Genomic DNA, 25,910 nt, shown 5'->3' on the forward strand with positions numbered 1-25,910 from the left:
CGTCCGACCAGGATGACGGCGGTGCGCACCACGCCCGAGGCCTTGACCTGCCCGGCGATGTCGGCGAGGGTGCCGCGCAGCACCAGCTCGTCCGGCCGGCTGGCCATCGCGACGACGGCGGCCGGGCAGTCGGCGCCGTAGTGCGGGAGCAGTTGCTCGACGACGTCGTCCACGTATCCGGCGGCCAGGTGCAGTACCAGCAGGGCGCCGCTGCGGCCGAGGGTGGCCAGGTCCTCGCCCTCGGGCATCGGGGTGGCGCGCTTGGCGATCCGGGTGAGGATGACGGTCTGGCCGACGGTCGGGACGGTCAGCTCCCGCTTGAGCGCGGCCGCTGCGGCGGCGAAGGCGGGCACGCCGGGGACGATCTCGTACGGCACGCCGGCCGCGTCGAGGCGGCGCATCTGCTCGGCGACGGCGGAGAAGACGGACGGGTCGCCGGAGTGCAGCCGGGCCACGTCCTGTCCGGCCTGGTGCGCGCGGACCAGCTCGGCGATGATCTGGTCCAGGTTGAGCTGCGCGGTGTCGACGAGGCGGGCGCCGGGCGGGCATTCGTCGAGCAGTTCGCGCGGCACCAGGCTGCCGGCGTAGAGGCAGACCTCGGCGCGGGCCAGGAGGCGCTGGCCGCGCAGGGTGATCAGGTCGGCGGCGCCGGGGCCGGCTCCGATGAAGTGGACGGTCACGACGCGTTCTCCTGAGGGGTGTTGGGCTTGACGGCGGACCACTGGGTGACCGGCATGGCCTGCCGCCACCCGGTGAAGCCGCCCACCGGGACGGCGTGCGCGACGGCGAGCTTGACGAGCTCCCCGCCGTGGCGCCGGTACCACTCGGTGAGCAGCGCCTCGGATTCCAGCGTCACGGTGTTGGCGACCAGCCGGCCGCCCGGCCGCAGGGCGGCCCAGCAACTGTCCAGCAGACCGGTCGCGGTGAGGCCGCCGCCGATGAACACCGCGTCGGGGGTGGGGAGTTCGGCGAGCGCGGCGGGGGCCGGACCGGTCACCACGCGCAGTCGTGGCACGCCCAGGGCGGCGGCGTTGCGGGCGATCCGCTCGGCCCGCACCGGGTCGCGTTCGATGCTGACGGCCCGGCAGTCGCGGTGCGCGCGCAGCCACTCGACGGCGATCGAGCCGGAGCCGCCGCCGACGTCCCAGAGCAGTTCGCCGGGGGAGGGGGCGAGGGCGGCGAGGGTGGCGGCGCGCACGTGCCGTTTGGTGAGCTGGCCGTCGCTCTCGTAGGCGGCGTCGGGCAGGCCGGGGACGAGCGAGCTGCGGGGGCCGTCGCCGAGGTCGACCGCGATGACGTTCAGGGGGTCGCCGGGCGGGTGCGGCCAGCCGTCGGCGGTGCCGTCGAGCTGTCGTTCGGTCGGGCCGCCGAGCTGTTCGAGCACGCGCAGGCGGGCGGCGCCGTAGCCGCGCGCGGTGAGCAGCGCGGCGACGGCGGCCGGGGTCGTGGCGTCGGCGCTCAGCACGAGCAGGCGGCGGCCGGGGTTCAGGGCCAGGGCGAGGGTGTCCAGCGGGCGGCCGACCAGGCTGACCACCTCGGTGGACTCCAGCGGCCAGCCGAGTCGGGCGCAGGCGTGGGAGACGGAGGAGGGGTGCGGCAGGACGCGCAGTCGCCCGGCGCCGACCGTCTCGGCGAGGGTGCGGCCGATGCCGTGGAACATCGGGTCGCCGCTGGCCAGGACGGCGACCCGGCGGTCCGCGTGCGCGGCGAACAGTCCGGGGACGGCCGGGCGCAGGGGGGACGGCCACGGGACGCGCTCGGCGGCGACCTCGTCGTGGGGGAGGAGGTTCAGCTGCCGGGGGCCGCCGACGACCACCTCGGCTGCCCGTAGGGCGGCGCGGCCGATGGTGGAGAGGCCGGGCCAGCCGTCGGCCCCGATCCCGACGACGGTGATCGGGGGTGGCAGCTCGGGCACCGGGTGGCTCCTTGTCGTTCGGCGGGCGCCGTGAGTAGAGGGAACAACTGTCGGGGCAGCCTACCTGGCGGTATCCGGCCGGTCGTCTCCCGCCCGCCCCCCGCTACCGGTCCGCCCAGTCCCCCGAGTCGATCACCGCGGGCCGCTCCCGCAGCCGGCTCTCGACGACGGGCCCGGCGAAGTACACCCAGGCCTCCCGCACCTCGCCCGCCGCCGTCCGCACCGGCAGCCGCCGCCGTACGTACAGGCCGGTTCCGTCCGCCCGGCAGTCCTCCAGCCGGTCCAGCGCCGCGAGCGCTCCGGCGTACGCGCCGGGCCGTACGGTGATCAGCTCGCCCACGATCCGGCGCCCGGGCGTCGCGTCCGGCACCGCGTACGGGTACCCGGGGCCGTCGTGCAGCGTGGCGCCGTCCAGCACGGCCGGGCGGATGTCGGCGCAGCGTCCGGCCAGGTGGGCGGCGTGGTTGCGGCCGCCGCTGCGCAGGGTGCCGTAGACGAAGAACGGCAGGGCCTCCTCGGACACGGGTTCGACCTCTCGGCTTGGGGAGCGCCCACGGTACGTCCTCGTGCCCGCGCCGCGATAGCGCCTCTCGCCCCGTGTGTCCCGTGCCCCGCGCCCCGCGCGTCCGCCCCGTGGTGGGCGTCAGGCGGCGTCCGGGGTGGTCCGCGCGTAGGTGAGGACGACGTTGCCGTGCTCGAAGACGCGGCTGTCGGTGAGCGTGAAGGCGCGGGGCTCGAACTCCGCGCGGAACAGCGGGATGCCCGACCCAGCCACCACCGGGTACTGCTTGATGATCAACTCGTCGATCTCGGGCAGCAGCTGGCCGGCCAGGTCGGCGCCGCCGCAGAGCCAGATGTCGAGCCCGTCCTGCTGCTTCAGCCTGCGGACCAGGGCCACCGGATCCTCCGCGGTGACCTCCACCGCCGGGTCCGGGCCGGCACCGAGGGTGCGGGAGACCACGATCTGCCGCAGGTGGGCGTAGGGGCTCGTGAGGCCCACGGCCAGCCCCGGTGCGTAGGTGCCGCGGCCCATGACGACGGTGTCGAAGCGCTTGTTGGGCGCCTCCGCGATGCCGAACGCCGCGCGGCCGGGGGTGGGGATGGTCTCCGGGTACTCGGCGAAGAGCGCCGAGGTGTAGTCCTCGGTGAGGAACGGCGCGAAGAAGTCGAAGCTGTCGTCCGGGCCGGCGATGAAGCCGTCGATGGTGGTGCCGATGAAGTAGCTGAGCTTGCGCATGCAGGTCCTCTGGAGTCGGGAAGCGGCGCGGACCGCGCGGCCTGTCGCCTAACCACTCCGACTATAGTACTCCAGCCATAGTGGTTGCCGGGATGTTTTCAGGCCCGGGCGCCCCGGTCCCCGAAAACCCCGCGAGAGAGAATCGGCCCATGGTCCAGAACCCCGCCCGCCGCACCGCCCTCGCCGACGCCGCCATCGAGGTCCTCGCCCGCGACGGCGCCCGCGGCCTCACCTTCCGCGCGGTCGACGTGCAGGCCGGCGTCCCCAACGGCACGGCCTCCAACTACTTCGCCAACCGCGACCACCTGCTCCACCAGACCGCCCGGCACATCCACCACCGGCTCACCCCGGACCCGGCCGTCATCGCCGACCTGCTGCGGGCCCCGCGTGACCGCGCCCTGGTCACCGCCCTGATGCACGACCTGATCCGCCGCATCTCCGCCGACCGGGCCGGCTACCTCGCGATGCTCGAACTGCGCCTGGAGGCCACCCGCCGCCCCGGCCTGCGGGCCCAGCTCACCGGCACCATCCGCGAGCAGCTGGAGGCCAACGTCGCCTACCACCTCGACGGAGGACTGCCCGGCGACCGCGAGACCGTCCTCGTCCTCTACCTCGCGATGACCGGCCTGATCGTCGAACACCTCACCCTGCCCGAGGTGTTGGGCACCGACACCCTGCCCGCCCTGATCGAGACCATCGTCGAGCGCATCGTCCCCGCCACCTGACCACCCGGCGGGCACGGCGAGTTGGGCGGGCCGCCGGCCTCGCGTTCCGGCGGGCGAGGGGGCGGCTCTGCCGGAGGGGGTGTCAGAGGGTGTGCGGGGGCTTGCCCGTCCACCAGTTGCCGGGGGCGTCGGGGTCGCGGCTGGTCCAGAACTCGATGATCGCGCTGGTGAACTCGGCTGCGGAGAGGGTGCCGTCGCCGTCGCGGTCGAGGTGGCGGAAGGCCTCGTCGGCGTCGTCGCGGGAGAGGCCGGCGAAGTGGCCGCGCTGGAAGACGAAGAACTCGCCGGCGTCGACCGTTCCGCTGCGGTCGGTGTCGGCGACGGCGAGGAAGGCGTCGGCGAGTGCGCCGAAGCTGGTCCGCGCGGCCTCGGGGTCATCGGAGAGGGCGCCGGTCGAGCGGACGAACTGTTCGCGGGTGATCGCCTCGGTGCCGGCGGGCAGGTGGGCGAGGTGCAGGTCGTGCCAGACCGTCAGGTACGCGCGGACGATGACGGCCTCGGCCTCCGAGCCCTCCTGGTGGCCGAGCGAGCGGGCGACGGCGATGCCCATGAGGGCGTGGTCCCGTTCGGTGAGGAGCCCGTCGCCGTCGGCGTCGAGGTGGTCGAACCCGTGGTTGATCTTTGCTGTGAGCAGGTCGTCCGACAATGTGCCCCCTCGGTTGGCGATCACTACGACACGTCGCCAGCACGCTAGTGCCTGGAGTCGCGCTCGCGCAGCCGAACGACGGGCGAACGGCCACTCGGGCGACTCGAAGGCAGGGCCGCTAGCCGTCCTGGTGCTCGGCCCAGACGTACGCCTCGGGGAGCAGGTCGAGGATGGGCAGGGCGAGCAGCTCCGTTCCCCGCTTGACGATGACCTCGACCGTCGGGAAGTAGTCGAGCAGCACCTGCCGGCAGCGGCCGCACGGCGGCACGACGCCCCGGTCCTGGTCGCCGACCGCGACGACCGTGGTGAGGTCGTACGCGCCCTGGCCGGCGGCCGCGCCGATGAGGACGAGCTCCGCGCACGGGCCGCCGGTGAAGTGGTAGGCGTTCACGGCCGTGACGATCCGCCCGTCGGCGTTGCGCCCGGCGGCCGCGACGGTGTGGTTGTCGCCCCGGCAGTAGCGCCGGGCCACCGCCCGGGCGGCCTCGACGAGCTCGCGGTCGACGGCTGCGCGGTCTCCTGCGGAGTCGGGTTGATCGCTGGTGGACATATTCGCTGGGGCTCCTTGATCGCACATGACAGGCTTCGAGCATGGACCGACCGCCCCTGATCGTGCCAACGCTTTACGAGGGCCCCTTCATCCTTCGCCCCTGGCGCCTCACCGACCTCGCCGTGGTCCGGGAGGCGGGCACCGACCCGTACGTCCCGCTGGTCACGACCGTCCCGGCCGCCTCCGCCGGGTACGACGACGAGCGCCGCGACATGCGCCTCTACGCACTCCTCCCCACCGACCCCCGCGAGGCCACGGCCAGTCCCCTCACGGCCGCCGCCCCCCGCGAGGACCGGCGCCAGCGCTAGTGCACTGCGGCCAGCAGTTCCCGGGTGTACTCGGTGTGCGGCGCGCTGAACAGGCGGTCGCGGTCGGTGGACTCGACCAGCCGGCCCCGGTGCATCACGGCCACCCGGTCGCAGAAGTGCCGTACCACGGCGAGGTCGTGCGAGACGAACAGGAAGGCGACGCCGAGGCGTTCGCGCAGCTCCATCAGCAGGTTGAGCACCTGCGCCTGGACCGAGACGTCCAGGGCCGACACCGGTTCGTCCGCGATGATCAGGCGCGGCTGCGGGGCGAGGGCCCGCGCGATGCCGATCCGCTGGCGCTGTCCGCCGGAGAACTCGTGCGGGTAGCGGTCCAGGTGGGCGGCGGGCAGCCCGACCTGGTCCAGCAGTTCGGCCGAGCGCTCCCGCCGCTGCGCCGCGTCGAGTGAGGTGTGCAGGCGCAGCGGGGTGTCGAGGGTCTGGGCGACGGTGCGGCGCGGGTTGAGGGAGGCGTACGGGTCCTGGAAGACCAGCTGGATCTCCCGGCTGAGCCGGCGCCGCAGCTCCCGGCCCGGGCGGGTGACGTCCTGGCCGTCGTACAACACCGTTCCCGAGGTGGGCTGTTGGAGGCCGGCCAGGACGCGGGCGGTGGTGGACTTGCCGGAGCCGGACTCGCCGACCAGTCCGAGCGTCTCGCCGGGGGCGATCCGCAGTCCTACGCCCTCCACTGCCCGGACGGGCTCGGCGCGCAGGCTGGGGAGGCGGCGCCGTCCGGGGAAGTGGACGGCGAGGTCCGCCACCTCGACGAGCCAGCGCTCGGGGCGCCCGACAGCCCGGGGCGCGAATGCGGCGACGGGTGACGGATCGTCAACTGTCGGCAGTGGTGAGCCGGGTACGGAGTCCAGGGTGAGCGCCGCCCCGACCAGTGCGCGGGTGTACGGCTCGCGCGGCGCGGCCAGCAGCTCGGCGGTCGGCGCGGACTCGACCTGGACGCCGCCGCGCAGCACGAGCGTGCGGTCCGTCGTTCCGGCGACCACGCCGAGGTCGTGGCTGACCAGCAGCACCGCCGTGCCGTGCTCGCGCTGCAACTCGCTGAGCAGGTCGAGGACTTGCCGCTGCACTCGGGAGTCCAGGGCGGTGGTGGGCTCGTCGGCGATCAGCACCTGCGGGTCGTTCATCAGCGCCATGGCGATCATCACCCGCTGGCGCATCCCGCCGGAGAACTGGTGCGGGAAGTCACGCACCCGGGCGGCCGGGATGCCGACCCGGTCGAGCATCGCGGCGGCGCGTCGGCGGGCCTCGGCGCGACCGGCGCCGGGGTGGTGCAGCCGGTACATCTCGGCGAGTTGGGCGCCGACGCCGTGGAAGGGGCTGAGCGAGGTGAGCGCGTCCTGGAAGACCAGCGCGGCCCGGCCGCCCCGGACCGGACGCAGCGCTGACTCCGTCGCGCCCACCAGCTCCTGCCCGTCCAGCCGGATCGAGCCGGTGACGGTGGTGGTGCGCGGGTCGTGCAGGCCGAGGACGGCGAGTCCGGTGGCCGACTTGCCGGAGCCCGACTCGCCGACCAGGCCGAGGACTTCACCGGCGGCCAGGTCGAAGGAGAGCCCCTGGACGGCGGTCACGGGAGCGCCGCCGCGCGGGTCGGCGAAGGTGACGGTCAGATCGCGAACGCTCAGCACGGGCTCTGCGGCAGGCGCGGCACCAGGCCCAGGAACGGCCTCCGACACGGCTCCGGGCGCGCCCCCGGGCACGGACTCAACAGTGGACGTCATCGAACGGCTCCAGTCAGCTCAGGCGGATTCGCGGGTCGAGCCAGGCCACCACCAGGTCGGCCAGCGCGACGAACAGCACCACGAAGCAGGCGGCCAGCAGTACCGCGCCGACCACTGCGGGCAGGTCCTGCCCGGACACCGCCTGGGCGGCGAACCGCCCGACCCCGTTCAGCCCGAACACCGTCTCGGTGATGACCGCCCCGCCGAGCAGCACTCCGGCCTCCAGGCCGAGCAGTTGCACCAGCGGCCCGGCGGCGCCGCGCGAGGTGTACTTGAGGTGGGCGCGCAGCCGGCCGAGGCCCTTGCCGCGCGCGGTGCGGACGTACTCCTCGTTCATCGTCTCCAGCAGCTGGGAGCGTGAAAGCCGGGCGAACACGGCGGAGTTGACGAATCCGAGGACGAGCCAGGGGAGCAGCAGCCCGCCCGCCCAGGCCGCGAGGTCCTCGGTCGGCGGGGTGTAGGAGGGCAGTGGCAGCAGGCCGGTGGAGTAGACCAGTGCCCACTGGGCGACGTATCCGAGGAAGTAGATCTGCACGCTGGCGCCGACGAGGGTGAAGCCGGAGAGCAGCCGGTCGGTGCGGCCGCCGTGCCGTAGCGCGGAGACGAACCCGGTGCCGAGGCCGAGCACCAGCAGGACGGCGAGGGCGCCGGCGGTGAGCGAGAACGTGACCGGCAGGTGGTCGGCCAGGGCCTCGGTGACGGGCTGGTGCAGCCGGTAGGAGTAGCCGAGGCAGGGCGCGTCGCAGTGGATGACCGAGCCGTCCACGTCGCTGATGTCGCGCCCGGCGACGACCCCGGTGAGGTAGTCGGTGTACTGGGTGAGCAGCGGCTGGTCCAGGCCCATGCTCTGGCGCACCGCCGCGACTTGGCCGCTGTCGCAGCGCGGGCCGCAGGCGGCGCGGGCCGGGTCGGCGGGCGCGGCGTAGAAGAGGGCGAAGGCGGCGGCGGAGACCGCGACCAGGACGGCGAGGGCCTGGAGGGTCCGCCGCAGGGCGAAGGAGAGCATGGCCGGTCCGGGGTCGACGGGACGGGGAGGCGTACGCGGGGCAGGACTACGTGGAGTGCACGGGGAGTGCGGGAGTTCAGGGGCCCGCCCCCGCACCGACCGGCGCGGGGGCGGGTGCGGCGGTCAGGACTTCAGGTACAGCCACGCCAGGCTGACCGTGCCGTAGATGGGGTGGATGAACGCCCCTCCGACGTTGGAGCCGCGCACCTGGTTGACGTTCGCGTAGACGAACGGCAGCACCGGGACGTCCTGCATCACGGTCTTCTCCAGCGCGTACAGCTCCTTGGCCTTGGCGCGCGGCTCGCCGATCTGGTTGATCCGGTCGATCTCCTTGTCCACCGCCGGGTTGCGGTAGCGCGCGGAGTTGAGGTCGCTGCCGGCGCGGCCGTCGAAGGAGAACGGGATCAGCGTGGACGGGGTCGGCCAGTCGACGGAGGAGGTCTCCTCGAACAGGTCGTACGGGGAGTCGGCGCGGTGCACCTCGTCCAGGAACGCCTTGGGGTCGATCGGCTTGGGCACGATGGTGATGCCCGACTTGGCGAAGCCGTCCACCAGCACCTGCGCGGTGCGCTGCCCGTCCGGGGTGTTCTTGTACCCGTAGGTCAGGCTCGTCGGCGCCTGCTTGGCCTTGGCGAGCGCGGCCTTGGCGGCCTCCGGGTCGCCTTCGGGCTTGACCGGGTGGAGGTCGTACTTCTCCCAGTCGATCAGCGCCGGCGAGCTGAGCGTGGTGGCGAGCTCGCCGATCCGGGAGCCGCCCTGGACCTGGCGGGCCTGCTGGCGGGGGTAGCCGAGGTGCAGGGCCTTGCGGACCTCGACGTCCGGCACCCGCTCGTTGTTGATCACCAGCTGGGTGACGAAGGCGCCCTGGCGCCCGGAGACGACCAGGTCCTTGGCCTTCGGGTCGGTGTCGGCGGTCTGGTACAGCTCGGGGGAGAGCACGTCGGAGGCGGTGGTGGCGCTGGCGCCGCCGTCGCGCCCGGACAGGATCTCCTGGTTGATGTTGAGCGCCTCCTTGCCGAACGTGAAGACGAACTTGTCCGGGTACTGGCTGCGGATCGGGTCGGTCTCGGCCTTCCAGGCGGGGTTGCGCTCCAGCACCATGCGGGTGTTCTGGACGTGCTCGACGATCCGGTAGGGGCCGGTGGCGAACGGCTGCCGGTCGTAGTCCGTCCCGGTGTCCTTGTCCCGGCGCACCGGCGAGGACGAGGACTGCGCGGCCATGTACGGGACGTCGGCCTGCGGCTGCGGGAAGTGGAAGACGATGGTGTGCTCGTCGGGCGTCTCGATCGCGGCCAGGTCGCCGTCCTGCGGGCCGGCGTACTTGGCGCGCGCCGCCTCGTAGCTGGCCTCACCGGTGAGCCACTGCGGCCAGTACGGCGGGCCGACCTCGTAGCCCTTGCCGAAGCTGCGCTCGATGCCGTACTTGACGTCCTGGGCGGTGATCGGCTTGCCGTCCTCCCAGGCCACGCCGTCCTTGAGCTTGTACGTCCAGGTGCGCCCGCCGTCGCCGGAGGTGCCGGTGTCGGTCGCCAGGTCGCCGACCAGCTTGGCCTTGCCGTCGACGACCTGGTACTGCGTCAGCTGGCGGCCCCAGAGCAGCGAGGCGTTGTACGTCGCGCCCGCGTAGACCTTCTGCGGGTCGAGGTGGCGGAACTCGACGCTGTTGTACACGTTCACGGTGCCGCCCACGCGGGCGCCGGCAACGGCGGGGGCCGGTCCGGCGCTCTCCTTCTCGCCGCCGAGCGCGGCGGTCAGCGGGGACGTCTCCTTGGCGGCCGCCCCGGCGGGCGCCGGGCCGGTGCCCGCGCCGGCCGAGCAGGCGGTCGCCAGCAGGGCGGTGGCGACGACGGCGAGGGACGGTCTGGTCCAGCGCATGGCGAATCTCTCCTTGCCCCGGGAGCCGGGGCGGGTCGGGGCGGGCTTGGGGTGATGGACGGAGAAGGGCGGGGCTCAGCGGGCGGCGCGCGGGTCCAGCGCGTCCCGGACGGCGTCGCCGAGCAGGTTGAAGGCGAGCACGAAGAGCAGCAGGGCGACACCGGGGAAGACCATGTAGGTCGGATCGGCCTGGAAGACCTCGGAGCCGCGGGAGATCATCCGCCCCCAGTCCGGGATCGGCTCCGTGATGCCGACGCCGAGGAAGGACAGCACCGCTTCGGAGGCGACGAAGGTCGGCACCGCCATGGTGGCGTGCACCAGCAGCTGCGAGCGGACGTTCGGCAGCAGTTCGTGGACGACGACATGGAATCGGCCGGCGCCCTGGGCCCGGGCGGACTGCACGAAATCCCTTTCCCGGAGCGACCGCACGGTGGCCCGCAGGGAAAGCGCGAGCGGAATCCAGCCGAACGCGGAGAAGACCAGGATCAGCACCAGGAACTGCATCCACTCCGGTTCCGCGGTGCCCGGATCGACCAGTCGGGACTGGATGACGGGGCTCAGCGCGAGGAGCAGGAGCAGGGTCGGAAAGGCCAGCAGCACGTTGGCCAGGAAGCCGAACAGCCGGTCGGCGATCCCGCCGAGGTAGCCGACCGCGACCCCGGCCAGCACACCGAGCGTGGTGGTCACGGCGGCGGAGGCGAAGGCGATCAGCAGCGAGGTGCGGATGCCGTAGAGCAACTGGGTCAGGACGTCCCGGCCGAGCCCCGGCTCCAGGCCGAACCAGAAGTCGCCCGAGATGCCGCCGTTCGGCAGGACGGGCAGGCCGCTGTCGCTCAGCAGGCCGGGGGAGTTCTGGCCGTAGTGCTCGACCGGGTTCTTCCCGTACAGGGCGGCGATCAGCGGGGCGGCGAGGGCGAGCAGCAGGAAAAGCAGGACGACGGCGAGGGCGGCGGCGCCGACCCGGTCGCGCAGGAGCCGGCCGAGCAGCCTCGGCGCGGCGGGTGCGGGGACGGAGCCCGCTGCTGTTTCGACCACGGCCATGAGAGGCGTACTCCCCGAATTCTCCGCCGCCCTGTGGGTGAGGGTGCGCTGGTGTGCATTTCCGAACCGGCCCCCGGGGGTTTCCCGTCGGCCGTTCGAGCGCCATCAGACCGGATGCGCGGGGAGGTCCGCAAATCACCTCCGGCGGTTTTTCCCGGCATTGTTTCGGCGCGTATTGCGGCTTCATTCGGCGTCATTGCGCCGCAATACCGGCGTTGCGGAAGAACGGACATCGAGGGGCGAAACGGGCGTGCCGTCCCGAATCCTGAGATCTCCGCCACATCCCCCCGGGCATTGGTACGATCCCGGGGAGCCGCGACTGGCGCGCACGGATGGAACCGACCATCGGGAAGCGGCTCCGTGCACCCGCACGACAGTTGCCGAGCGCCTGGGCCGTCCGTACTCGTCCGTGCACCACGAGGAGACCGCCTTGGCCACCCCGCACACCCCTCATGCCGTTGAGGCCGCCCAGGCCCCGCACACCGCCGCCGGCGCGGCCGCCGACACCGCCTTCCGCAGCGCCCTCGACGTGGTCGCCGGCGTGGAGCCGCGGATCGCCGCCGCCATCGGCCGGGAGCTGGAGGACCAGCGCGCCTCGCTCAAGCTGATCGCCAGCGAGAACTACGCCTCCCCGGCCGTGCTGCTCGCCATGGGCAACTGGCTCAGCGACAAGTACGCCGAGGGCACCGCGGGCCGGCGCTTCTACGCGGGCTGCCGCAACGTCGACACCGTCGAGACCATCGCCGCCGAGCACGCCCGCGCCCTGTTCGGCGCCGACCACGCCTACGTCCAGCCGCACTCCGGCATCGACGCCAACCTCACGGCCTTCTGGGCCGTCCTCTCCCGGCGGGTGGAGAGCCCGGCGCTGGAGCGGGCCAAGGTCCGGGGCGTCAACGACCTCACCGAGCAGGACTGGGCGCAGCTGCGCCAGTCGCTCGGCAACCAGCGGATGCTCGGCATGTCCCTGGACGCCGGGGGCCACCTCACCCACGGCTTCCGACCCAACATCTCGGGCAAGATGTTCGACCAGCGCAGCTACGGCACCGACCCGGCCACCGGCCTGATCGACTACGACGCGCTGCGCGAGACCGCCCGGGAGTTCCGCCCGCTGATCCTGGTCGCCGGCTACTCCGCCTACCCTCGACTGGTCGACTTCCGGCGGATGCGCGAGATCGCGGACGAGGTCGGCGCGACCCTCATGGTCGACATGGCGCACTTCGCCGGCCTCGTCGCGGGCAAGGTGCTGACCGGCGACCACGACCCCGTCCAGCACGCCCAGATCGTCACCACGACCACCCACAAGTCGCTGCGCGGCCCGCGCGGCGGCATGGTGCTGTGCGACACCGAACTGGCCGAACACGTCGACCGCGGCTGCCCGTTGGTGCTCGGCGGGCCGCTCTCGCACGTCATGGCCGCCAAGGCGGTCGCCTTCGCCGAGGCCCGCCGGCCCGAGTTCCGGACCTACGCCCGCGCCGTCGTGGACAACGCCCGGGCGCTCGCCGAGGGCCTGCTGCGCCGCGGCGGCCGGCTGGTCACCGGCGGCACCGACAACCACCTCGTCCTCGCCGACGTCTCCGGCTACGGCCTGACGGGTCGTCAGGCGGAGGCGGCGCTGCTGGACTCGGGCGTCGTCACCAACCGCAACTCCGTCCCGCAGGACCCGAACGGCGCCTGGTACACCTCGGGCGTGCGCCTCGGCACCCCGGCGCTCACCACCCGCGGCCTCGGCACCGCCGAGATGGACGAGATCGCCGCCCTGATCGACACCGTGCTGCGCGCCACCACCCCGACCACCACCGCGGGCGGCGCCCCCTCCAAGGCCCAGTACCGCCTCGACGACGCCGTGCGCGACGGCGCCGCCAAGCGCGCCGCCGACCTCCTCGCCCCCTTCCCCCTCTACCCGGGCGTCGACCTCACCTGACCGGCCCCGCCCGACCGGCCTCGATGCCCGAACCCCCGGGCCCGCCGCCCCACGTGCGGCGGGCCCGGAGCCGGTGCCGCGGCCGGTACCCCGCTCGGCGCCGCGGTCAGTACTGGAGCGACTTGCACTGGAGGAACTCCTCCAGGCCGTGGCGGCCCAGTTCGCGGCCGAGGCCGGAGCTCTTGTAGCCGCCGAACGGCGCGAGCGGGTTGAAGCGGCCGCCGTTGAGGTCGACCTGGCCGGTGTCGAGGCGGCGGGCGAAGGCGGCGGCGGTGTCGGTGTCCGCGGCCCAGACGCCGCCGGCCAGGCCGTACTCGGTGTCGTTGGCGAGTTCGGCGGCGTGGTCCTCGTCCCGGTAGGGGAGGACCACCAGGACGGGGCCGAACACCTCCTCCCGGGCGATCGCCATGTCCCCCGTGACGTCGGCGAGCACGGTCGGGTGGACGTAGAAGCCGGCGGGCAGGCCGGGGACGGGCTCCGCGCCGCCGACGACCAGCCGGGCGCCCGCGGCGAGCGCGCCCTCGACGTAACCGCGCACCCTGGCCAGCTGCTTGGCGTTGACCAGCGGGCCGATCCGGGTCTGCGGGTCGGTCGGATCGCCCGGGGCGTACTTGGCGGCGGCCTTCGCGGCCGTCGCGACGGCCTCCTCGTACTGGTCCTGGTGCACCAGCAGGCGGGTCCACGCGCTGCACGTCTGGCCCGAGTTGGCGAACACGTTGGCGATGTTGACGTTGACCGCCCGGGCCAGGTCCGCGCCCGGCAGCACCACGTTGGCGGACTTGCCGCCGAGTTCCAGGGCGACGCGCTTCAGGCCCCGGCCCGCCGTCTCGGCGACCTGTCGGCCGACGGCGGTGGATCCGGTGAACGAGACCATGTCCACGCCCGGATGGGCGGCGAGCGCCGCACCCGCCACCACGCCCGTGCCGGTCACCAGGTTGAACGTGCCCGCGGGGAAGCCCGCCTCGTGCACCAGCCGGGCGAACAGCCGGGCCACCAGCGGGGTGTCCTCGGCGGGCTTGAGGACCACCGGGCAGCCGGCCGCCAGGGCCGGGACGGCCTTGGCGACGATCTGGTGCAGCGGGTAGTTCCACGGCGTGATCGCCGCGACCACCCCGGCGGGCTCGGCGAGCACCACCGAGTTGCCGATCCGTTCCTCGAAGGGGTGCTCGGCGAGCAGTGTCAGGTAGGAGGTCGCCACGGTCAGCGGCGCTCCGGCGTGCACGGCGGCGGCGAAGCCGACCGGGGCGCCGAGTTCGGCGACCACGGTGGCGGTGATCTCCTCCTGGGCGGCGGCGATTCCGTCCCGCAACCGGGTCAGCAGGGCGAGCCGGTCCGCGCGGGCGGTCGTCGCCCAGCCGCGGGCCGCCCGGCGGGCCGCGGCGACCGCGGCGTCGATGTCGGCGGGCCCGCCGGCCGGCACGGTGGCGAGCACCTGCTCGGTCGCCGGGTTCAGCACCTCGATCGACCCGGCGTCATCCAGGGAGGGCCGCCAGGCGCCGTCGATGTACTGGTCGCCGTACTCCGCGTGCTGCTGCACCGAGTGTCCTCTCATCCGGTCGGCCGATTGACCAACAGCGCTAGTCAAAGGGCCAGTCAAGGCGGCCCGGTCGGCCGCGCGCAAGAGCCAATCCGGCCCGGTGGGCCGACGGGTCACCCCGGGGCGAACCGCGCGGTGTACTCGTCGGACGGCTCGGCCCCGCGCCCGCGCGCCGCTCGTCCGACCGCTCAAGGGCCTCGCACGGCCACGGCACCGGGCCGCCCCTCACCGCCTCCGCCGTCAGCTCCACCGCCCGCCGTTGGACGTCCAGTTGACGATCAGCGTGCGGCGCGACCGGTCGCGCCGTGGTCCGCCGCCGCGGGACACCGGACGAACCGTCCCGAAGGCTCCGTGTTCACCCTCCGGCAGCGAAACGACGGTCCGCGAAAATCATTGCGCGAAAAGCTCCTCACGCCCGCGGGCACCGCTGTAGATTGCAGCGAACTCAGCGGTGAGGCACTACTGTTGCCAGTGGTTCGTAGTGGTGCACATGGTCCGGGACCAGCGTGTCCCACGGTCGGGCGGGGGCTGCCACCGGGCTGAGATCTGGCTCAAATCCGCAGGTCATCCGTACCGCATAAGGAGCATCCCGTGACCGATGCCGCGTTGAAGGACGAGTCGCAGCGGCCTGCCGAACCAGCCGTGCTGGACGACGTTCCGGGCTGGTTCTGGGAGCATGACCGGCACTCGTTCGACTGGTTCATGGGACGGCAGGAGAAGACCGGGGTCACCGGCGACCTGCTGGAGATGGGTGCGTACCTGGGCCGCAGCGCGATCGTGATCGGCGAGCACCTCCAGCCCGGCGAGTCCTTCACCGTCTGTGACCTCTTCGACTCGGACGCGCCGGACGACGAGAACGCGGCCGAGATGGACATCTCCTACCGGAAGTCGCTGACCCGCTCGGCCTTCGAGGTCAACTACCTCGCCTTCCACGAGGAACTGCCGGAGATAATCCAGGCCCCGACCTCCGTCCTGGCCGGCGGGCGGATCGCGGCGGGCACGTTCCGCTTCATCCACATCGACGCCTCGCACCTGTACGAGCACGTCGTGGGCGACCTCCAGGTGGCCCGGGTCGCGCTCCAGGACCAGGGTGTCGTCGTCCTGGACGACTACCGCTCGCAGCACACCCCGGGCGTGGCCGCCGCGACCTGGGGCGCGGTCTTCAACCACGGGCTCAAGCCGATCATGTTGACCGAGTGCAAGTTCTACGGCACCTGGGGGGATCCGGAGCCGTTCCAGCGCGACCTGCTCGACCGGGTGGACCTCGCCGAGGGCTGCTACCTCAGCTCCGAGACCCTGAACGGGCAGCAGGTGCTCCGGATGACCGGAAGCTCGGACGGGATCGACGCGTTCCGCCCCTCCCGCCACCACCGGCGGCTGACCTCCGAGGCGGCCCGGAACGAGGCCTCGCAGTCCCGCCGGGCGGCCCAGGAGGCCCAGGAGGAGGCCGCCCGCGACCTCGCCGCCCGCCGGGCCCGCGCCGCCGAACTGCGCCGCCCGGCCAATGTCGCCAAGCGCGCCGCCCGCGACCTGCTCCCCCCGGTCGTCACCGCCGTCATCCGCCGCGCCCGCCGCGGCTGACGGCCGACGGCCGACGGCCGACGGGTCCGACCGGGACCCGGCACCCCGCCCCGTCCTGTCCCATCCGGCCCCCGTCAACGCCGAAGGGCCGGTCGACGACTCGACCGGCCCTTCGGCGTTGCACGCTCCCTCAGGCCCGCGAGGCCTCCCGCGGCTCCCGACCGGAGCCCGCAGGGCCGTCGGCGCCCTCGCCGGCCGCGGCCTCCTCGGCCAGCTCGCGCCGGACGGCGGCCAGGGACGGGTTGGCCCAGGCGCTGGCGACGCCCCAGTGGTAGAAGGCCAGCGCGATGGCCGCGACGACCAGCAGGTCCCAGCCCTCGGGCAGGTAGCCCTGGCCACCGAAGTCGGTGCTGCCGGCCCAGGAGACACCGGCCATCACGAACAGGTACGCGACCATCCAGGCGCCCGCCTTCAGGTGCGGCTTCAGCTCGGCCCACGGCTTGCGCAGCTCGTACCAGGCCCAGATCGGCAGACCGGCGGCCATCAGCAGGATGACCTTGCCGGTGAGCGGCCAGCGGGCCCAGTACAGGACCAGCGAGCCGAACACCATCGCCACGGGGGCGATGACCGGCATGGCCCGCAGCCGGACCGGCCGGGGCAGGTCCGGGGCGAGGCGGCGCAGTGCCATCACGGCGACCGGGCCGGTGACGTACGAGATCACGGTGGCGACCGAGACGATCTCGGCCAGCGAGCCCCAGCCGCGGAAGACCGCGAGGAACAGGAAGGCGACCACCAGGTTGAGCACCAGGGCCGGGCGCGGGATGCCGGTCTTGGCGTCGACCTTGCCGAAGATCTTCGGCAGGTGGCCGTTCTCCTGCACGCCGTGGATCATGCGCGAGGTGGTGGCGGCGTAGATCATGCCGGTGCCGCTGGGGGAGACGAAGGCGTCCGCGTACAGCAGCAGGGCGAGCCAGTTGAGGCCCCAGACCATCGCGAGGTCGGCGAGCGGCGAGGTGTAGGCGAGGCTGCTCCAGCCGTGCGACAGGTCGGCGGCCGGGATGGCACCGAGGAAGGCGATCTGCAGCGCGACGTAGATCACCAGGGCGATCAGGATCGAGCCGATGACGGCCTTGGGCAGCGACTTGCCGGGGTTGCGGGCCTCGCCGGCCAGGTTGAGCGGGGACTGGAAGCCGTTGAAGGCCCAGACGATGCCGGACACCGCGACGGCGGTGAACACGGCGCTCCAGCCGTTCGGCGCGAAGCCGCCGTGGTCGGTGAAGTGGGCGGTGTCGAAGTGGGCGAACAGCAGCGCGCCGGCGGTCAGGGTCGGGACGATGACCTTGAAGACGGTGATCGCCGTGTTGGTCTTGGCGAACATCGTGATGGCGAACCAGTTGAGGACGAAGTAGCCGACCAGCAGCACGCTGGCCAGTGCCACCCCGCTCAGGGTGAGTTCCTTGCCGTTGTACAGCCCCTGCGCCCAGCCGAAGTGCCAGGAGCTCATGTACTGGACGGAGGCGGTGGCCTCGCCGGGGATGACCGAGACGATGGCGATCCAGTTGGCCCAGGCGGCGAGGTAGCCGGCCAGCGAGCCGTGCGAGTACTGGCCGTACCGGACCATGCCGCCGGCCTTGGGGAACATCGACCCGAGCTCGCTGTAGGTGAGCGCGATGGTCAGTGCCACCGCGGCCCCGATCACCCAGGCCAGGATCGACGCGGGGCCGGCCAGCCGGGCGGCGCGCTCGGCGCCGAACAGCCACCCGGATCCGATGATGGATCCGAGCCCCACGGCGGTCAGGCTGATGGTGCCGAGCGATCGCCGGTAGTTCTGATGTGATGCCGTCGGAGACTCTGGCTCACTCAACGTATCGGTCCTCTCGCTCGGGGTTTCATCGGGTGGTGTCGTGGTTTTTGTGCTGGTTTCCGGACAAACGGAGACAGCCTATGGGGCCAAAAGGGGCGAATACCTCAAGGGAAGCTCAAACTGTCCGATCGTTGCCATCTCGTGTCCGCTTTCCGGGTCACGACAGCCGCAGAAGTCGCCTGGGTCACAGCGGTTGCGGGGGGTCGCGAGCGCCGCGGCGGCCACCCGGTCCGCAGGGAGAATCCGGGAGAACCCGCGAGAACCCGTGGACGGCGGCGGCGCGCCGGGAAAAAGAAATTCCCCGCGGGTTCCTTTCGGATCCCACGGGGAATTCGGTTGTGTCCGAGGGGGGACTTGAACCCCCACGCCCGATAAAGGGCACTAGCACCTCAAGCTAGCGCGTCTGCCATTCCGCCACCCGGACAGGGTGTGTGCTTCGGGGTTTTTCTCGCCCCCTCGGCGACAGAGAGAACATTACCAGGGTTCTGGAGTGCTTCTCACCTGCGTTTCCCCGGGTGGGGGGACGTCCGGGTCGGCAGGGGTGGTCGGGCTGGTTGGGATGGGTCGCCACGGTGCGCGAACCCCGGCCGAAGTGGTGGCGAGCGCGAAGGAAACGGTCGACCCCGGCGGTGGCTGCGGTCCGTTCCGGCCGGAAGCGGTCCGACACGGGCAAGTTGTCGACGGTGCCACGGTCCCGTCGGTGCCTCTCCTAGCCTCTGTGGATCGAGGGCGCCATGAGCGGAACGCCTGATTCCCGGGTCGCGGACACCCCCGGGTCGCGGACGAAGGGCGGCTGGACGTGGAGCAGATCAGCGGGGCGGCGAAGGCCGAGCCGAGACGCGCCGGGCCGGAGCGCGCACGCGCCGAGCCGAGACGCGCCGGGCCGGAACGCGCACCCGCCGGACCGGTCGAGGGCGTGTGGCGCTTCCCGGTGCCGGCCGAGGAGGCCTCGGTGCCGCTGACCCGGCACGCGGTCCGTGACCGCCTGCTGGCCCAGGGGATGGCCGGGGTGCGCTACCAGGAGCTGGTGGACGACGTGCTGCTGATCGTCTCGGAGCTGGTGAGCAACGCGGTGACGCACGCGGCGAAGCTGTCGCCGGAGGTGACGACCGAGCTGGCGGTCCGCCGGGGCTGGGTCCGGGTGTCGGTCGAGGACGGTGACCCGTACCGGCCGAAGGCGCTGGAGAGCGACACCGGGCGGACCGGCGGCCGCGGCCTGCTGCTGGTGAAGAGCGTGACGTTGCAGGCCGGCGGGGTGTGCGACGTGGAGCGGACGGGGGAGGGCGGCAAGGTCATCTGGGCCTCGCTGCCCGTCCCCCCGGAGACCGACGACTGAGCGCCGCGGGCCCGCCGACCGGTCCCGCCCGCCTACCAGTCCCGCCCGGCGATCTCCCGGATCCCCGGCAGCGCCGCCTCGAAGACCGTCTCGAACCACACCGAGAACGGCCGCTCGGCGCGCAGTTCCCGCAGCTCCTGCGCGGTCACGAAGGCGTAGTCGTCCACCTCGTCGGGGTTGGGCTCGACGGGCGCGGTCACCAGCCCGACGAACAGGTGGTTCCACTCCCGCTCGATCAGCCCGGAGGCCTCGTCCGGCAGGTCGTAACGGACCGTGCCCGCCTCGCAGAGCAGCGCCGGCGCGATGCCGAGTTCCTCGGCGGTGCGGCGGGCGGCGGCGACGAACGGCGGCTCGTCCGGGTACGGGTGGCCGCAGCAGGTGTTCGACCAGACGCCGGGGGAGTGGTACTTGCCGAGCGCCCGCCGCTGGAGCAGCAGCCGCCCCTGGCGGTCGAAGAGGAACACCGAGAACGCGCGGTGCAGGCGGCCGGGCTGCTGGTGTGCCCAGAGCTTCTCGGCGGTGCCGGTGGTGACGCCCTCGTCGTCGACCAGTTCCAGCAGGATCTCGGGACCGGCGCCGGCGGTCCCGGTCGAGGCCCCCGGGGCGACCGTCACGTCCGTCTCGACGTCGAGACCGGTGTCGATCTCGGAGTCGAAGTGTGTCGGGTTGGTCGGCAGGCTCTGGGGCATGGGGCCTCTTTCGGGAGGGGGGGAGCAACGGAAGCATCGGGGTACGTCCGGTACACCGGGTGCAGCGGACGCAGCGGGGGCACCGGCGCCGGCGTCGGGCTCCAGTCTGCCGTATGGGTGGCGGTGGGTACGGGTCCCACGCACAACCGGGCGGATCATGACCGTCGGCAGGTCGATTCCGGGCAGAGATGGGCCCGATACGTTCCCGGAAGGGTCATCGGAATAGCAGGACTGTTCGGTATCCGTTCCCCTCGCGTTCGATCGTTGCCTCGCCCGCGCGTTCGATCACTCCTTCGCCACCCTCCCGTCACCTCGCAGCCCCCGGCCGCGTTCGGGCCGGCCGCCCGGGTCGCCTACCATCGCTTACGGCACGGTGCCCGCACTCGCGGCGGCACCGGCGCGCCGATTCGCGGCCCGGCCGGACGGAAAGCCGGTGCCCCGGCACCCCGCGCGCACCGCCCCGCGCACCGCACGACGGATCAGGAGACCCCGCATGATCGGCCTCGTTCTGGCAGCCGGCGCCGGCCGCCGGCTGCGCCCGTACACCGACACCCTGCCCAAGGCGCTGGTGCCGGTCGACGGGGAGCGGACCGTGCTGGACCTCACCCTCGGCAACTTCGCCGAGGTCGGCATCCGCGAGGCGGCGATCGTCGTCGGCTACCGCAAGGAGGCGGTGTACGACCGCAAGGACGCCCTGGAGAGCAAGTACGGCGTCAAGCTCCACCTGGTCGAGAACGACAAGGCCGAGGAGTGGAACAACGCGTACTCGCTCTGGTGCGCCCGCGAGCTCTTCGCCGAGGGCCTGCTGCTGGCCAACGGCGACACCGTGCACCCGGCGTCCGTGCAGCGCACCATGCTGGAGGGCAACCAGCGCCTCGTCGAGGCCGGCACCGCCCCCGGCATCCTGCTGGCCCTCGACACGGTGAAGAAGCTCGCCGACGAGGAGATGAAGGTCGTCGTCGACCCGGCCGCCGGCATGCGCCGCATCACCAAGCTGATGGACCCGACCGAGGCCACCGGCGAGTACATCGGCGTCACCGTGATCAACCCCGCCGCCGCCGTCGACCTGACCGACGCGCTGCGCGCCACCTACGAGCGCGACCCGCAGCTGTACTACGAGGACGGCTACCAGGAGATGGTCAACCGCGGCCTGCGGATCGACGTGCAGCCGATCGGCGAGGTCTCCTGGGTCGAGGTCGACAACCACGACGACCTGGCGAAGGCGCGGGAGATCGCGTGCCAGTACTGACCCGGCTGGTTCCGTCGCCGCTGTTCGTCGAGGTCCGCCCGGGCGCGCTGGACGCGCTCGGCGGCATCCTCGCCGACCAGCGGCTGTCCGCCTCGGGCCGGATCGCGGTGGCGATCAGCAACGGCTCGGGAGCGGCGATGCGCCGGCGCCTGGAGCCGGCCCTGCCCGGCGCCGACTGGTACAACGTGGACGACGGCAGCCTGGACAGCGCGGTGCGCCTGGCCGAGTCGGTGCGCGGCGGGCACTACGACGCGATGGTCGGCCTCGGCGGTGGCAAGATCATCGACGCCGCCAAGTACGCCGCCGCCCGGGTCGGACTGCCGCTGGTCGCGGTCGCCACCAACCTGGCCCACGACGGCATCTGTTCGCCGGTCTCCACGCTCGACAACGACGCCGGCCGCGGCTCCTACGGGGTGCCCAGCCCGATCGGCATCATCGTCGACCTGGATGTGATCCGGCAGGCCCCGCCGCGTTTCGTGGCAGCCGGCATCGGCGACGTGGTCTCCAACATCTCCGCCTGCGCGGACTGGGAGTTGTCGCACGCGGTCACCGGCGAGCCGGTGGACGGCCTGGCCGTGGCGATGGCCCGCTCGGCCGGCGAGAACCTGCTGCGGCACCCAGGTAACACTCAGGATCAGGACCTCCTCACGGCCCTCGCGGAAGCCCTGGTACTGTCCGGCATCGCGATGAACATCGCGGGCAGCACCCGGCCTTCCTCGGGCGCCTGCCACGAGATCTCGCATGCCCTGGACGTGCTGTACCCCAAGCGTTCCGCCCAGCACGGCGAACAGGTCGGCCTCGGCGCCGCGTTCGCCAGCTTCCTGCGGGGCGAGCGCGAGCTGACCGGTCTGATCGTGGAGCGCCTGGCGAGCCACGGGCTGCCGGTGACCGCAGCTCAGATCGGCTTCACCGAGGCGGAGTTCACCGACGCGGTGCACTACGCTCCGAACACCCGCCCGGGGCGCTTCACCATCCTTGAGCACCTCGACCTCTCCCCCTCAGCAATCAGGGACGCGTACGCCGACTATGTCCAAGCCGTCAACAGCTGACCCCTCCACCGCGGGCGCCGAGCGGCCCCCGGTGGACCTGACCCGCCGGCCCTCGATCGAGGAACTGCGCGCGGTGATCCACCCGGAGGGCATGCTCCAGCGCCGCAGCGCCGAGCACTGGGCCGGGCGCCTGTACATGCGGCGGATCTCGCTGCGGATCACCCGCGTGCTCTCCACCGTGACGGCGATCACGCCGAACGGCCTGACGTACCTGATGATGTTCACCGGCGTCCTGGCCGGCGCCGCGCTGGTCGTGCCGGGCATCGCGGGCGCGGTCCTGGGGGCCCTGCTGATCCAGGTCTACCTGCTGCTGGACTGCGTGGACGGCGAGGTGGCCCGCTGGCGCCGGCAGACCTCGCTCACCGGCGTCTACCTGGACCGGGTCGGCCACTACATGTCCGAGGCGGCCCTGCTCACGGGGCTGGGCCTGCGCGCCACCGACCTGCTGCACCGCGAGGGCGGCGGCTCGCACTGGGAGTGGGCGTTCCTGGGCACGCTGGCCGCGCTCGGCGCGATCCTGATCAAGTCCGAGACGGACCTGGTGGACGTGGCCCGGGCCCGCAGCGGCCTGACGGCGGTCGAGGACAGCGCCTCGGTGCCGCGCTCGTCCTCGGTGGCCAAGGCCCGCCGGGCGGCCTCCTTCCTGAAGTTCCACCGACTGGTCGGTGCGGTCGAGGCCTCGCTGCTGATCCTCGCGGCCGGGATCGCCGACGCCGTCCACGGCGGGCTGTTCTTCACCCGGGTCGCGGTGGTGGCGCTGGCGGCGATCGCCATGCTGCAGACCGTGCTGCACCTGCTGAGCATCGTCCTCTCCAGCAGGCTGCGATGAGCGCCCCGACCAGCGCGGAGAGCTTCCGCCTCGGAGCCGTCATCATCACCATGGGCAACCGCCCCGAGGAACTGGCCGCCCTGATCGAATCGGTGCGCGCCCAGGAGGGCGCGGCGGTCGAGCTGGCCGTGGTGGGCCAGGGCGCCCAGCTGCCGCCGCTGCCGGAGGGCGTGCGCAGCGTCGAGCTGCCGGAGAATCTCGGCATCCCGGGCGGGCGCAACGTCGGCATCGAGCTGTTCGGCCGCGACGGCCGGGACGTGGACGCCGTCCTCTTCCTGGACGACGACGGGCACCTGCCGCGCACCGACTCGGCCCGCCTGCTGCGCGAGGCCTTCACCGCCGACCCGGAGCTGGGCATCGTGGCCTTCCGGATCGCCGACCCCGACACCGGCGTGACCCAGCGCCGGCACGTCCCCCGGCTGCGCGCCAGCGACCCGCTGCGCTCGTCCCGGGTGACCACCTTCCTGGGTGGCGCGACCGCCGTGCGCTGCGCGGTGTTCGAGCAGGCCGGGCAGTTGCCCGCGGAGTTCTTCTACGCCCACGAGGAGACCGACCTCGCGTGGCGCGCGGCGGACGCCGGCTGGGCCATCGACTACCGCGCGGACGTGGTGCTGCACCACCCGACGACCTCGCCCGCCCGGCACGCCACCTACTTCCACAACATTGCCCGTAACAGGGTTTGGCTCGCCAGACGGAACCTTCCGGCCCTGTTGGTGCCTCTCTATCTGGGAACCTGGTTCCTGCTGACCCTGGCCCGCCGCCCCTCCTCGGAGGCGCTGAAGGCCTGGTGGGGCGGGTTCCGGGCGGGCTGGCGCGAACCCTGCGGTCCGCGGCGGCCCATGCGATGGCGTACCGTTTGGCGATTGACCAGGCTGGGCCGGCCACCGGTCATCTGATCGAATGATCGATCGCTGCGGCCGGTGACCACACACCGGCCGGACTCTCCCCGTGATCCAGTGGATCCCCATCGGCGCAAGGCCGGCGGACCCCCGTCGACCGGCCGCCCCGACCGATCCCGCGTGAAGGACGAATGTGTCGACAGTGAGTGAACCCGTCAGCCTCTCATCCCCCAGGGGGGTGGACGCGGGCCTGACCCCCAAGCAGCTTGCGGACAAGTACGGCCTGGCCGTGAGCGGCAGGCGGCCCGGCCTGATCTCCTACACCAAGCAGCTCTGGGCCCGGCGCCACTTCATCTGGGCCTTCGCCACCGCCCGCCTGGTGGCCCAGTACACCGACGCCAAGCTCGGCCAGCTGTGGCAGGTCGTGACGCCGCTGCTGAACTGCGCGGTGTTCTACCTGGTCTTCGGTGTGATCCTGAAGAGCAAGGACAACTTCCCGCCGGACACCTACATCGCCTGGCTCTGCATCGGCGTCTTCGTCTTCCAGTTCACCCAGAACGCGGTGCAGTCCGGCACCCGGGCGATCGCCGACAACCTCGGGCTGATCCGGGCGCTGCACTTCCCCCGGGCCTCGCTGCCGATCGCGTTCACCGTGATCCAGCTCCAGCAGCTGCTGATCTCGATGGTGGTGCTGGTCGGCACCGTGCTGGTCAGCGGCATCAAGCCGGGCCGGACCTGGCTGCTGATCATCCCGGCCCTGCTGCTGCAGATGATGTTCAACACGGGCATCGCCCTGGTCATGGCGCGGCTCGGCTCCAAGACCAGCGACATCTCCCAGCTGATCCCCTTCGTGATGCGGGCCTGGATGTTCCTGTCCGGCGTGATGTTCAGCATCGAGGACAAGATCAAGGAATGGCCGGACTACATCCAGACGCTGATGTCCCTCAACCCGGCGTCGGTCTACATGGACCTGCTCCGGCACGCCTTCGCGCCGATCATCTACAACCCGCACCAGCCCCAGCACCAGGTACTTCCGCACCACCAGTGGACCTACGCCATCGGGTGGGCGGTCGTGATGTTCGTGATCGGATACGTCTTCTTCTGGAAGGCCGAGGAGGAGTACGGCCGTGGCTGACGTCGAACTGAGCAAGCTGGACACCATCCGGGACGCGGACGTCGCCCGCGAGCCCACCGTCGTCGTCGACGACGTGCACATCGTCTACCGGGTGCACGGCGCCGGCTCCGGCAAGGGCAGCGCCACCTCGGCGCTGAGCCGCATCATCAGCCGCAAGCGCTCCGCGGGCGTGCGCGAGGTGCACGCCGTGCGCGGCGTCAGCTTCACCGCCTACAAGGGCGAGGCGATCGGCCTGATCGGCTCCAACGGCTCCGGCAAGTCGACCATGCTGGCCGCGATCGCGGGCCTGCTGCCGACCGAGAAGGGCGGCATCTACACCAACGGCCAGCCCTCGCTGCTGGGCGTGAACGCGGCGCTGATGAACGAGCTCACCGGTGAGCGCAACGTCATCCTCGGCTGCCTGGCGATGGGCATGGCGCCGGCCGACGTGCGCAGCCGCTACCAGGACATCGTCGAGTTCTCCGGCATCAACGAGAAGGGCGACTTCATCTCGCTGCCGATGCGCACGTACTCCTCCGGCATGGGCGCCCGCCTGCGCTTCGCCATCGCCGCCGCGAAGACCCACGACGTGCTGCTGATCGACGAGGCGCTGGCCACCGGCGACCAGGCGTTCCAGCAGCGCAGCAAGAAGCGGATCGACGAACTGCGCAAGTCCGCCGGTACGGTCTTCCTGGTCAGCCACGACAACAGCTCGATCCGCGAGGTCTGCGAGCGGACGATCTGGATCGAGGCCGGCGAGCTGATCATGGACGGCCCGACCGAAGAGGTCGTCGGCCGCTACGAGCGCGGCGAGCGCCCGTAACCGCAGGCCGTCCAGGGGGCCGGTTCCGGGGTTTCCGGGGCCGGCCCCCTGTTCGTGCGCCCCCGCCGGTACCCCGGGTGGCCCGCCGCCGCGGGGGTGAGCGCCC

At 72.5% G+C, this 25,910-nt stretch carries 24 protein-coding genes, 1 tRNA gene and 1 riboswitch; of the genes, 11 read left to right on the forward strand and 14 right to left on the reverse strand.

Translation table 11 applies throughout. The annotated features are described in order from the left end of the window. From cobM to AB0O82_RS23165, 4 genes are all read right to left on the reverse strand, one after another. A partial coding sequence (cobM, locus tag AB0O82_RS23150; protein ID WP_363585849.1) for a precorrin-4 C(11)-methyltransferase occupies nt 1–680 on the reverse strand: 680 nt, incomplete at its 3' end. Continuing rightward, entirely contained in the window at nt 677–1,915 is a 1,239-nt protein-coding gene (gene cbiE, locus AB0O82_RS23155) for a precorrin-6y C5,15-methyltransferase (decarboxylating) subunit CbiE (protein ID WP_363585850.1), read from the reverse strand. The genes cbiE and cobM, both read right to left, overlap by 4 nt. 103 nt (nt 1,916–2,018) lie before the next feature. Beyond that, nucleotides 2,019–2,438, reverse strand: coding sequence for a gamma-glutamylcyclotransferase family protein (locus AB0O82_RS23160; RefSeq protein ID WP_063350078.1), 420 nt, complete (start codon nt 2,436–2,438; stop codon nt 2,019–2,021). 120 nt (nt 2,439–2,558) lie between these two features. Next, nucleotides 2,559–3,152 (reverse strand): dihydrofolate reductase family protein, encoded by a 594-nt coding sequence (locus tag AB0O82_RS23165; protein WP_363585851.1) that lies wholly within the window; start codon nt 3,150–3,152, stop codon nt 2,559–2,561. Nucleotides 3,153–3,301: 149 nt separating this feature from the next. On the opposite strand from AB0O82_RS23165, the gene AB0O82_RS23170 reads away from it, so the two are divergent. Further along, nucleotides 3,302–3,877, forward strand: a complete 576-nt coding sequence (locus AB0O82_RS23170) for a TetR family transcriptional regulator (RefSeq protein ID WP_363585852.1) — start codon at nt 3,302–3,304, stop codon at nt 3,875–3,877. An 82-nt stretch (nt 3,878–3,959) separates the two neighbouring features. Here AB0O82_RS23170 and AB0O82_RS23175 read toward each other — a convergent pair whose 3' ends face one another. Both AB0O82_RS23175 and AB0O82_RS23180 read right to left on the reverse strand, forming a co-directional pair. Then, nucleotides 3,960–4,523, reverse strand: a complete 564-nt coding sequence (locus AB0O82_RS23175) for an EF-hand domain-containing protein (protein ID WP_363585853.1) — start codon at nt 4,521–4,523, stop codon at nt 3,960–3,962. Between the two features lie 118 nt (nt 4,524–4,641). Next, entirely contained in the window at nt 4,642–5,073 is a 432-nt protein-coding gene (locus AB0O82_RS23180; RefSeq protein ID WP_363585854.1) for a cytidine deaminase, read from the reverse strand. 41 nt (nt 5,074–5,114) lie between these two features. Here AB0O82_RS23180 and AB0O82_RS23185 point away from each other — a divergent pair, with 41 nt between their 5' ends. Beyond that, nucleotides 5,115–5,381, forward strand: a complete 267-nt coding sequence (locus AB0O82_RS23185; RefSeq protein ID WP_363585855.1) for a hypothetical protein — start codon at nt 5,115–5,117, stop codon at nt 5,379–5,381. Here the strand turns inward: AB0O82_RS23185 and AB0O82_RS23190 are convergent. From AB0O82_RS23190 to AB0O82_RS23205, 4 genes are all read right to left on the reverse strand, one after another. Continuing rightward, nucleotides 5,378–7,018, reverse strand: coding sequence for an ABC transporter ATP-binding protein (locus tag AB0O82_RS23190; RefSeq protein WP_363585856.1), 1,641 nt, complete (start codon nt 7,016–7,018; stop codon nt 5,378–5,380). The genes AB0O82_RS23185 and AB0O82_RS23190 overlap by 4 nt on opposite strands. A 106-nt stretch (nt 7,019–7,124) precedes the next feature. Beyond that, on the reverse strand, nt 7,125–8,117 hold the full coding sequence (locus AB0O82_RS23195) for an ABC transporter permease (protein ID WP_063350084.1): 993 nt from the start codon (nt 8,115–8,117) through the stop codon (nt 7,125–7,127). 123 nt (nt 8,118–8,240) lie between these two features. Then, on the reverse strand, nt 8,241–9,992 hold the full coding sequence (locus AB0O82_RS23200) for an ABC transporter substrate-binding protein (protein WP_363585857.1): 1,752 nt from the start codon (nt 9,990–9,992) through the stop codon (nt 8,241–8,243). Between the two features lie 75 nt (nt 9,993–10,067). Further along, nucleotides 10,068–11,033, reverse strand: coding sequence for an ABC transporter permease (locus tag AB0O82_RS23205; RefSeq protein WP_363585858.1), 966 nt, complete (start codon nt 11,031–11,033; stop codon nt 10,068–10,070). A gap of 305 nt (nt 11,034–11,338) precedes the next feature. After that, a riboswitch (ZMP/ZTP riboswitch) is annotated at nt 11,339–11,434 on the forward strand. A 29-nt stretch (nt 11,435–11,463) separates the two neighbouring features. Here AB0O82_RS23205 and AB0O82_RS23210 point away from each other — a divergent pair. Beyond that, entirely contained in the window at nt 11,464–12,954 is a 1,491-nt protein-coding gene (locus AB0O82_RS23210; RefSeq protein WP_363585859.1) for a glycine hydroxymethyltransferase, read from the forward strand. Between the two features lie 106 nt (nt 12,955–13,060). On the opposite strand, the gene AB0O82_RS23215 is transcribed toward AB0O82_RS23210, so the two are convergent. Then, nucleotides 13,061–14,491, reverse strand: a complete 1,431-nt coding sequence (locus AB0O82_RS23215; protein ID WP_363585860.1) for an aldehyde dehydrogenase family protein — start codon at nt 14,489–14,491, stop codon at nt 13,061–13,063. Nucleotides 14,492–15,082: 591 nt separating this feature from the next. Here AB0O82_RS23215 and AB0O82_RS23220 point away from each other — a divergent pair. Beyond that, entirely contained in the window at nt 15,083–16,072 is a 990-nt protein-coding gene (locus tag AB0O82_RS23220; RefSeq protein ID WP_363585861.1) for a class I SAM-dependent methyltransferase, read from the forward strand. A 130-nt stretch (nt 16,073–16,202) separates the two neighbouring features. On the opposite strand, the gene AB0O82_RS23225 is transcribed toward AB0O82_RS23220, so the two are convergent. Together AB0O82_RS23225 and AB0O82_RS23230 are read right to left on the reverse strand one after the other, a co-directional pair. Next, a complete protein-coding gene (locus tag AB0O82_RS23225) occupies nt 16,203–17,876 on the reverse strand; it encodes an APC family permease (protein WP_363585862.1) in 1,674 nt (557 codons plus the stop codon). A 339-nt stretch (nt 17,877–18,215) separates the two neighbouring features. After that, nucleotides 18,216–18,300: transfer RNA gene (locus AB0O82_RS23230), tRNA-Leu, on the reverse strand. A gap of 492 nt (nt 18,301–18,792) precedes the next feature. Between AB0O82_RS23230 and AB0O82_RS23235 the strand changes: the two genes are divergently transcribed. Continuing rightward, the gene (locus tag AB0O82_RS23235) at nt 18,793–19,212 is read left to right on the forward strand and encodes an ATP-binding protein (protein ID WP_063351556.1); all 420 of its coding nucleotides are present in this window, start codon (nt 18,793–18,795) and stop codon (nt 19,210–19,212) included. A 32-nt stretch (nt 19,213–19,244) separates the two neighbouring features. Here the strand turns inward: AB0O82_RS23235 and idi are convergent, their stop codons facing one another. Then, nucleotides 19,245–19,901, reverse strand: coding sequence for an isopentenyl-diphosphate Delta-isomerase (idi, locus tag AB0O82_RS23240; protein ID WP_350875539.1), 657 nt, complete (start codon nt 19,899–19,901; stop codon nt 19,245–19,247). 493 nt (nt 19,902–20,394) lie between these two features. Here idi and AB0O82_RS23245 point away from each other — a divergent pair, with 493 nt between their 5' ends. From AB0O82_RS23245 to AB0O82_RS23270, 6 genes are all read left to right on the forward strand, one after another. After that, nucleotides 20,395–21,150, forward strand: a complete 756-nt coding sequence (locus AB0O82_RS23245) for a phosphocholine cytidylyltransferase family protein (protein ID WP_363367292.1) — start codon at nt 20,395–20,397, stop codon at nt 21,148–21,150. Next, on the forward strand, nt 21,138–22,199 hold the full coding sequence (locus tag AB0O82_RS23250; RefSeq protein ID WP_063350092.1) for an iron-containing alcohol dehydrogenase family protein: 1,062 nt from the start codon (nt 21,138–21,140) through the stop codon (nt 22,197–22,199). The genes AB0O82_RS23245 and AB0O82_RS23250 overlap by 13 nt, the downstream gene beginning before the upstream one ends. A 91-nt stretch (nt 22,200–22,290) precedes the next feature. After that, nucleotides 22,291–23,028 (forward strand): CDP-alcohol phosphatidyltransferase family protein, encoded by a 738-nt coding sequence (locus tag AB0O82_RS23255; RefSeq protein WP_363585903.1) that lies wholly within the window; start codon nt 22,291–22,293, stop codon nt 23,026–23,028. Then, complete coding sequence (locus AB0O82_RS23260; protein WP_363585863.1) at nt 23,025–23,924, forward strand: glycosyltransferase; 900 nt, start codon at nt 23,025–23,027, stop codon at nt 23,922–23,924. The genes AB0O82_RS23255 and AB0O82_RS23260 overlap by 4 nt, the downstream gene beginning before the upstream one ends. Before the next feature lie 136 nt (nt 23,925–24,060). After that, nucleotides 24,061–25,002, forward strand: a complete 942-nt coding sequence (locus tag AB0O82_RS23265) for an ABC transporter permease (protein ID WP_363585864.1) — start codon at nt 24,061–24,063, stop codon at nt 25,000–25,002. Next, entirely contained in the window at nt 24,995–25,804 is an 810-nt protein-coding gene (locus AB0O82_RS23270; protein ID WP_350875547.1) for an ABC transporter ATP-binding protein, read from the forward strand. Before AB0O82_RS23265 ends, AB0O82_RS23270 begins: the two co-directional genes overlap by 8 nt. The last annotated feature ends 106 nt before the right edge of the window (nt 25,805–25,910 follow it).

It is taken from the genome of Kitasatospora sp. NPDC088264 (genome assembly GCF_040685715.1).
In the GTDB taxonomy this organism is placed as follows: Bacteria; Actinomycetota; Actinomycetes; order Streptomycetales; family Streptomycetaceae; genus Kitasatospora.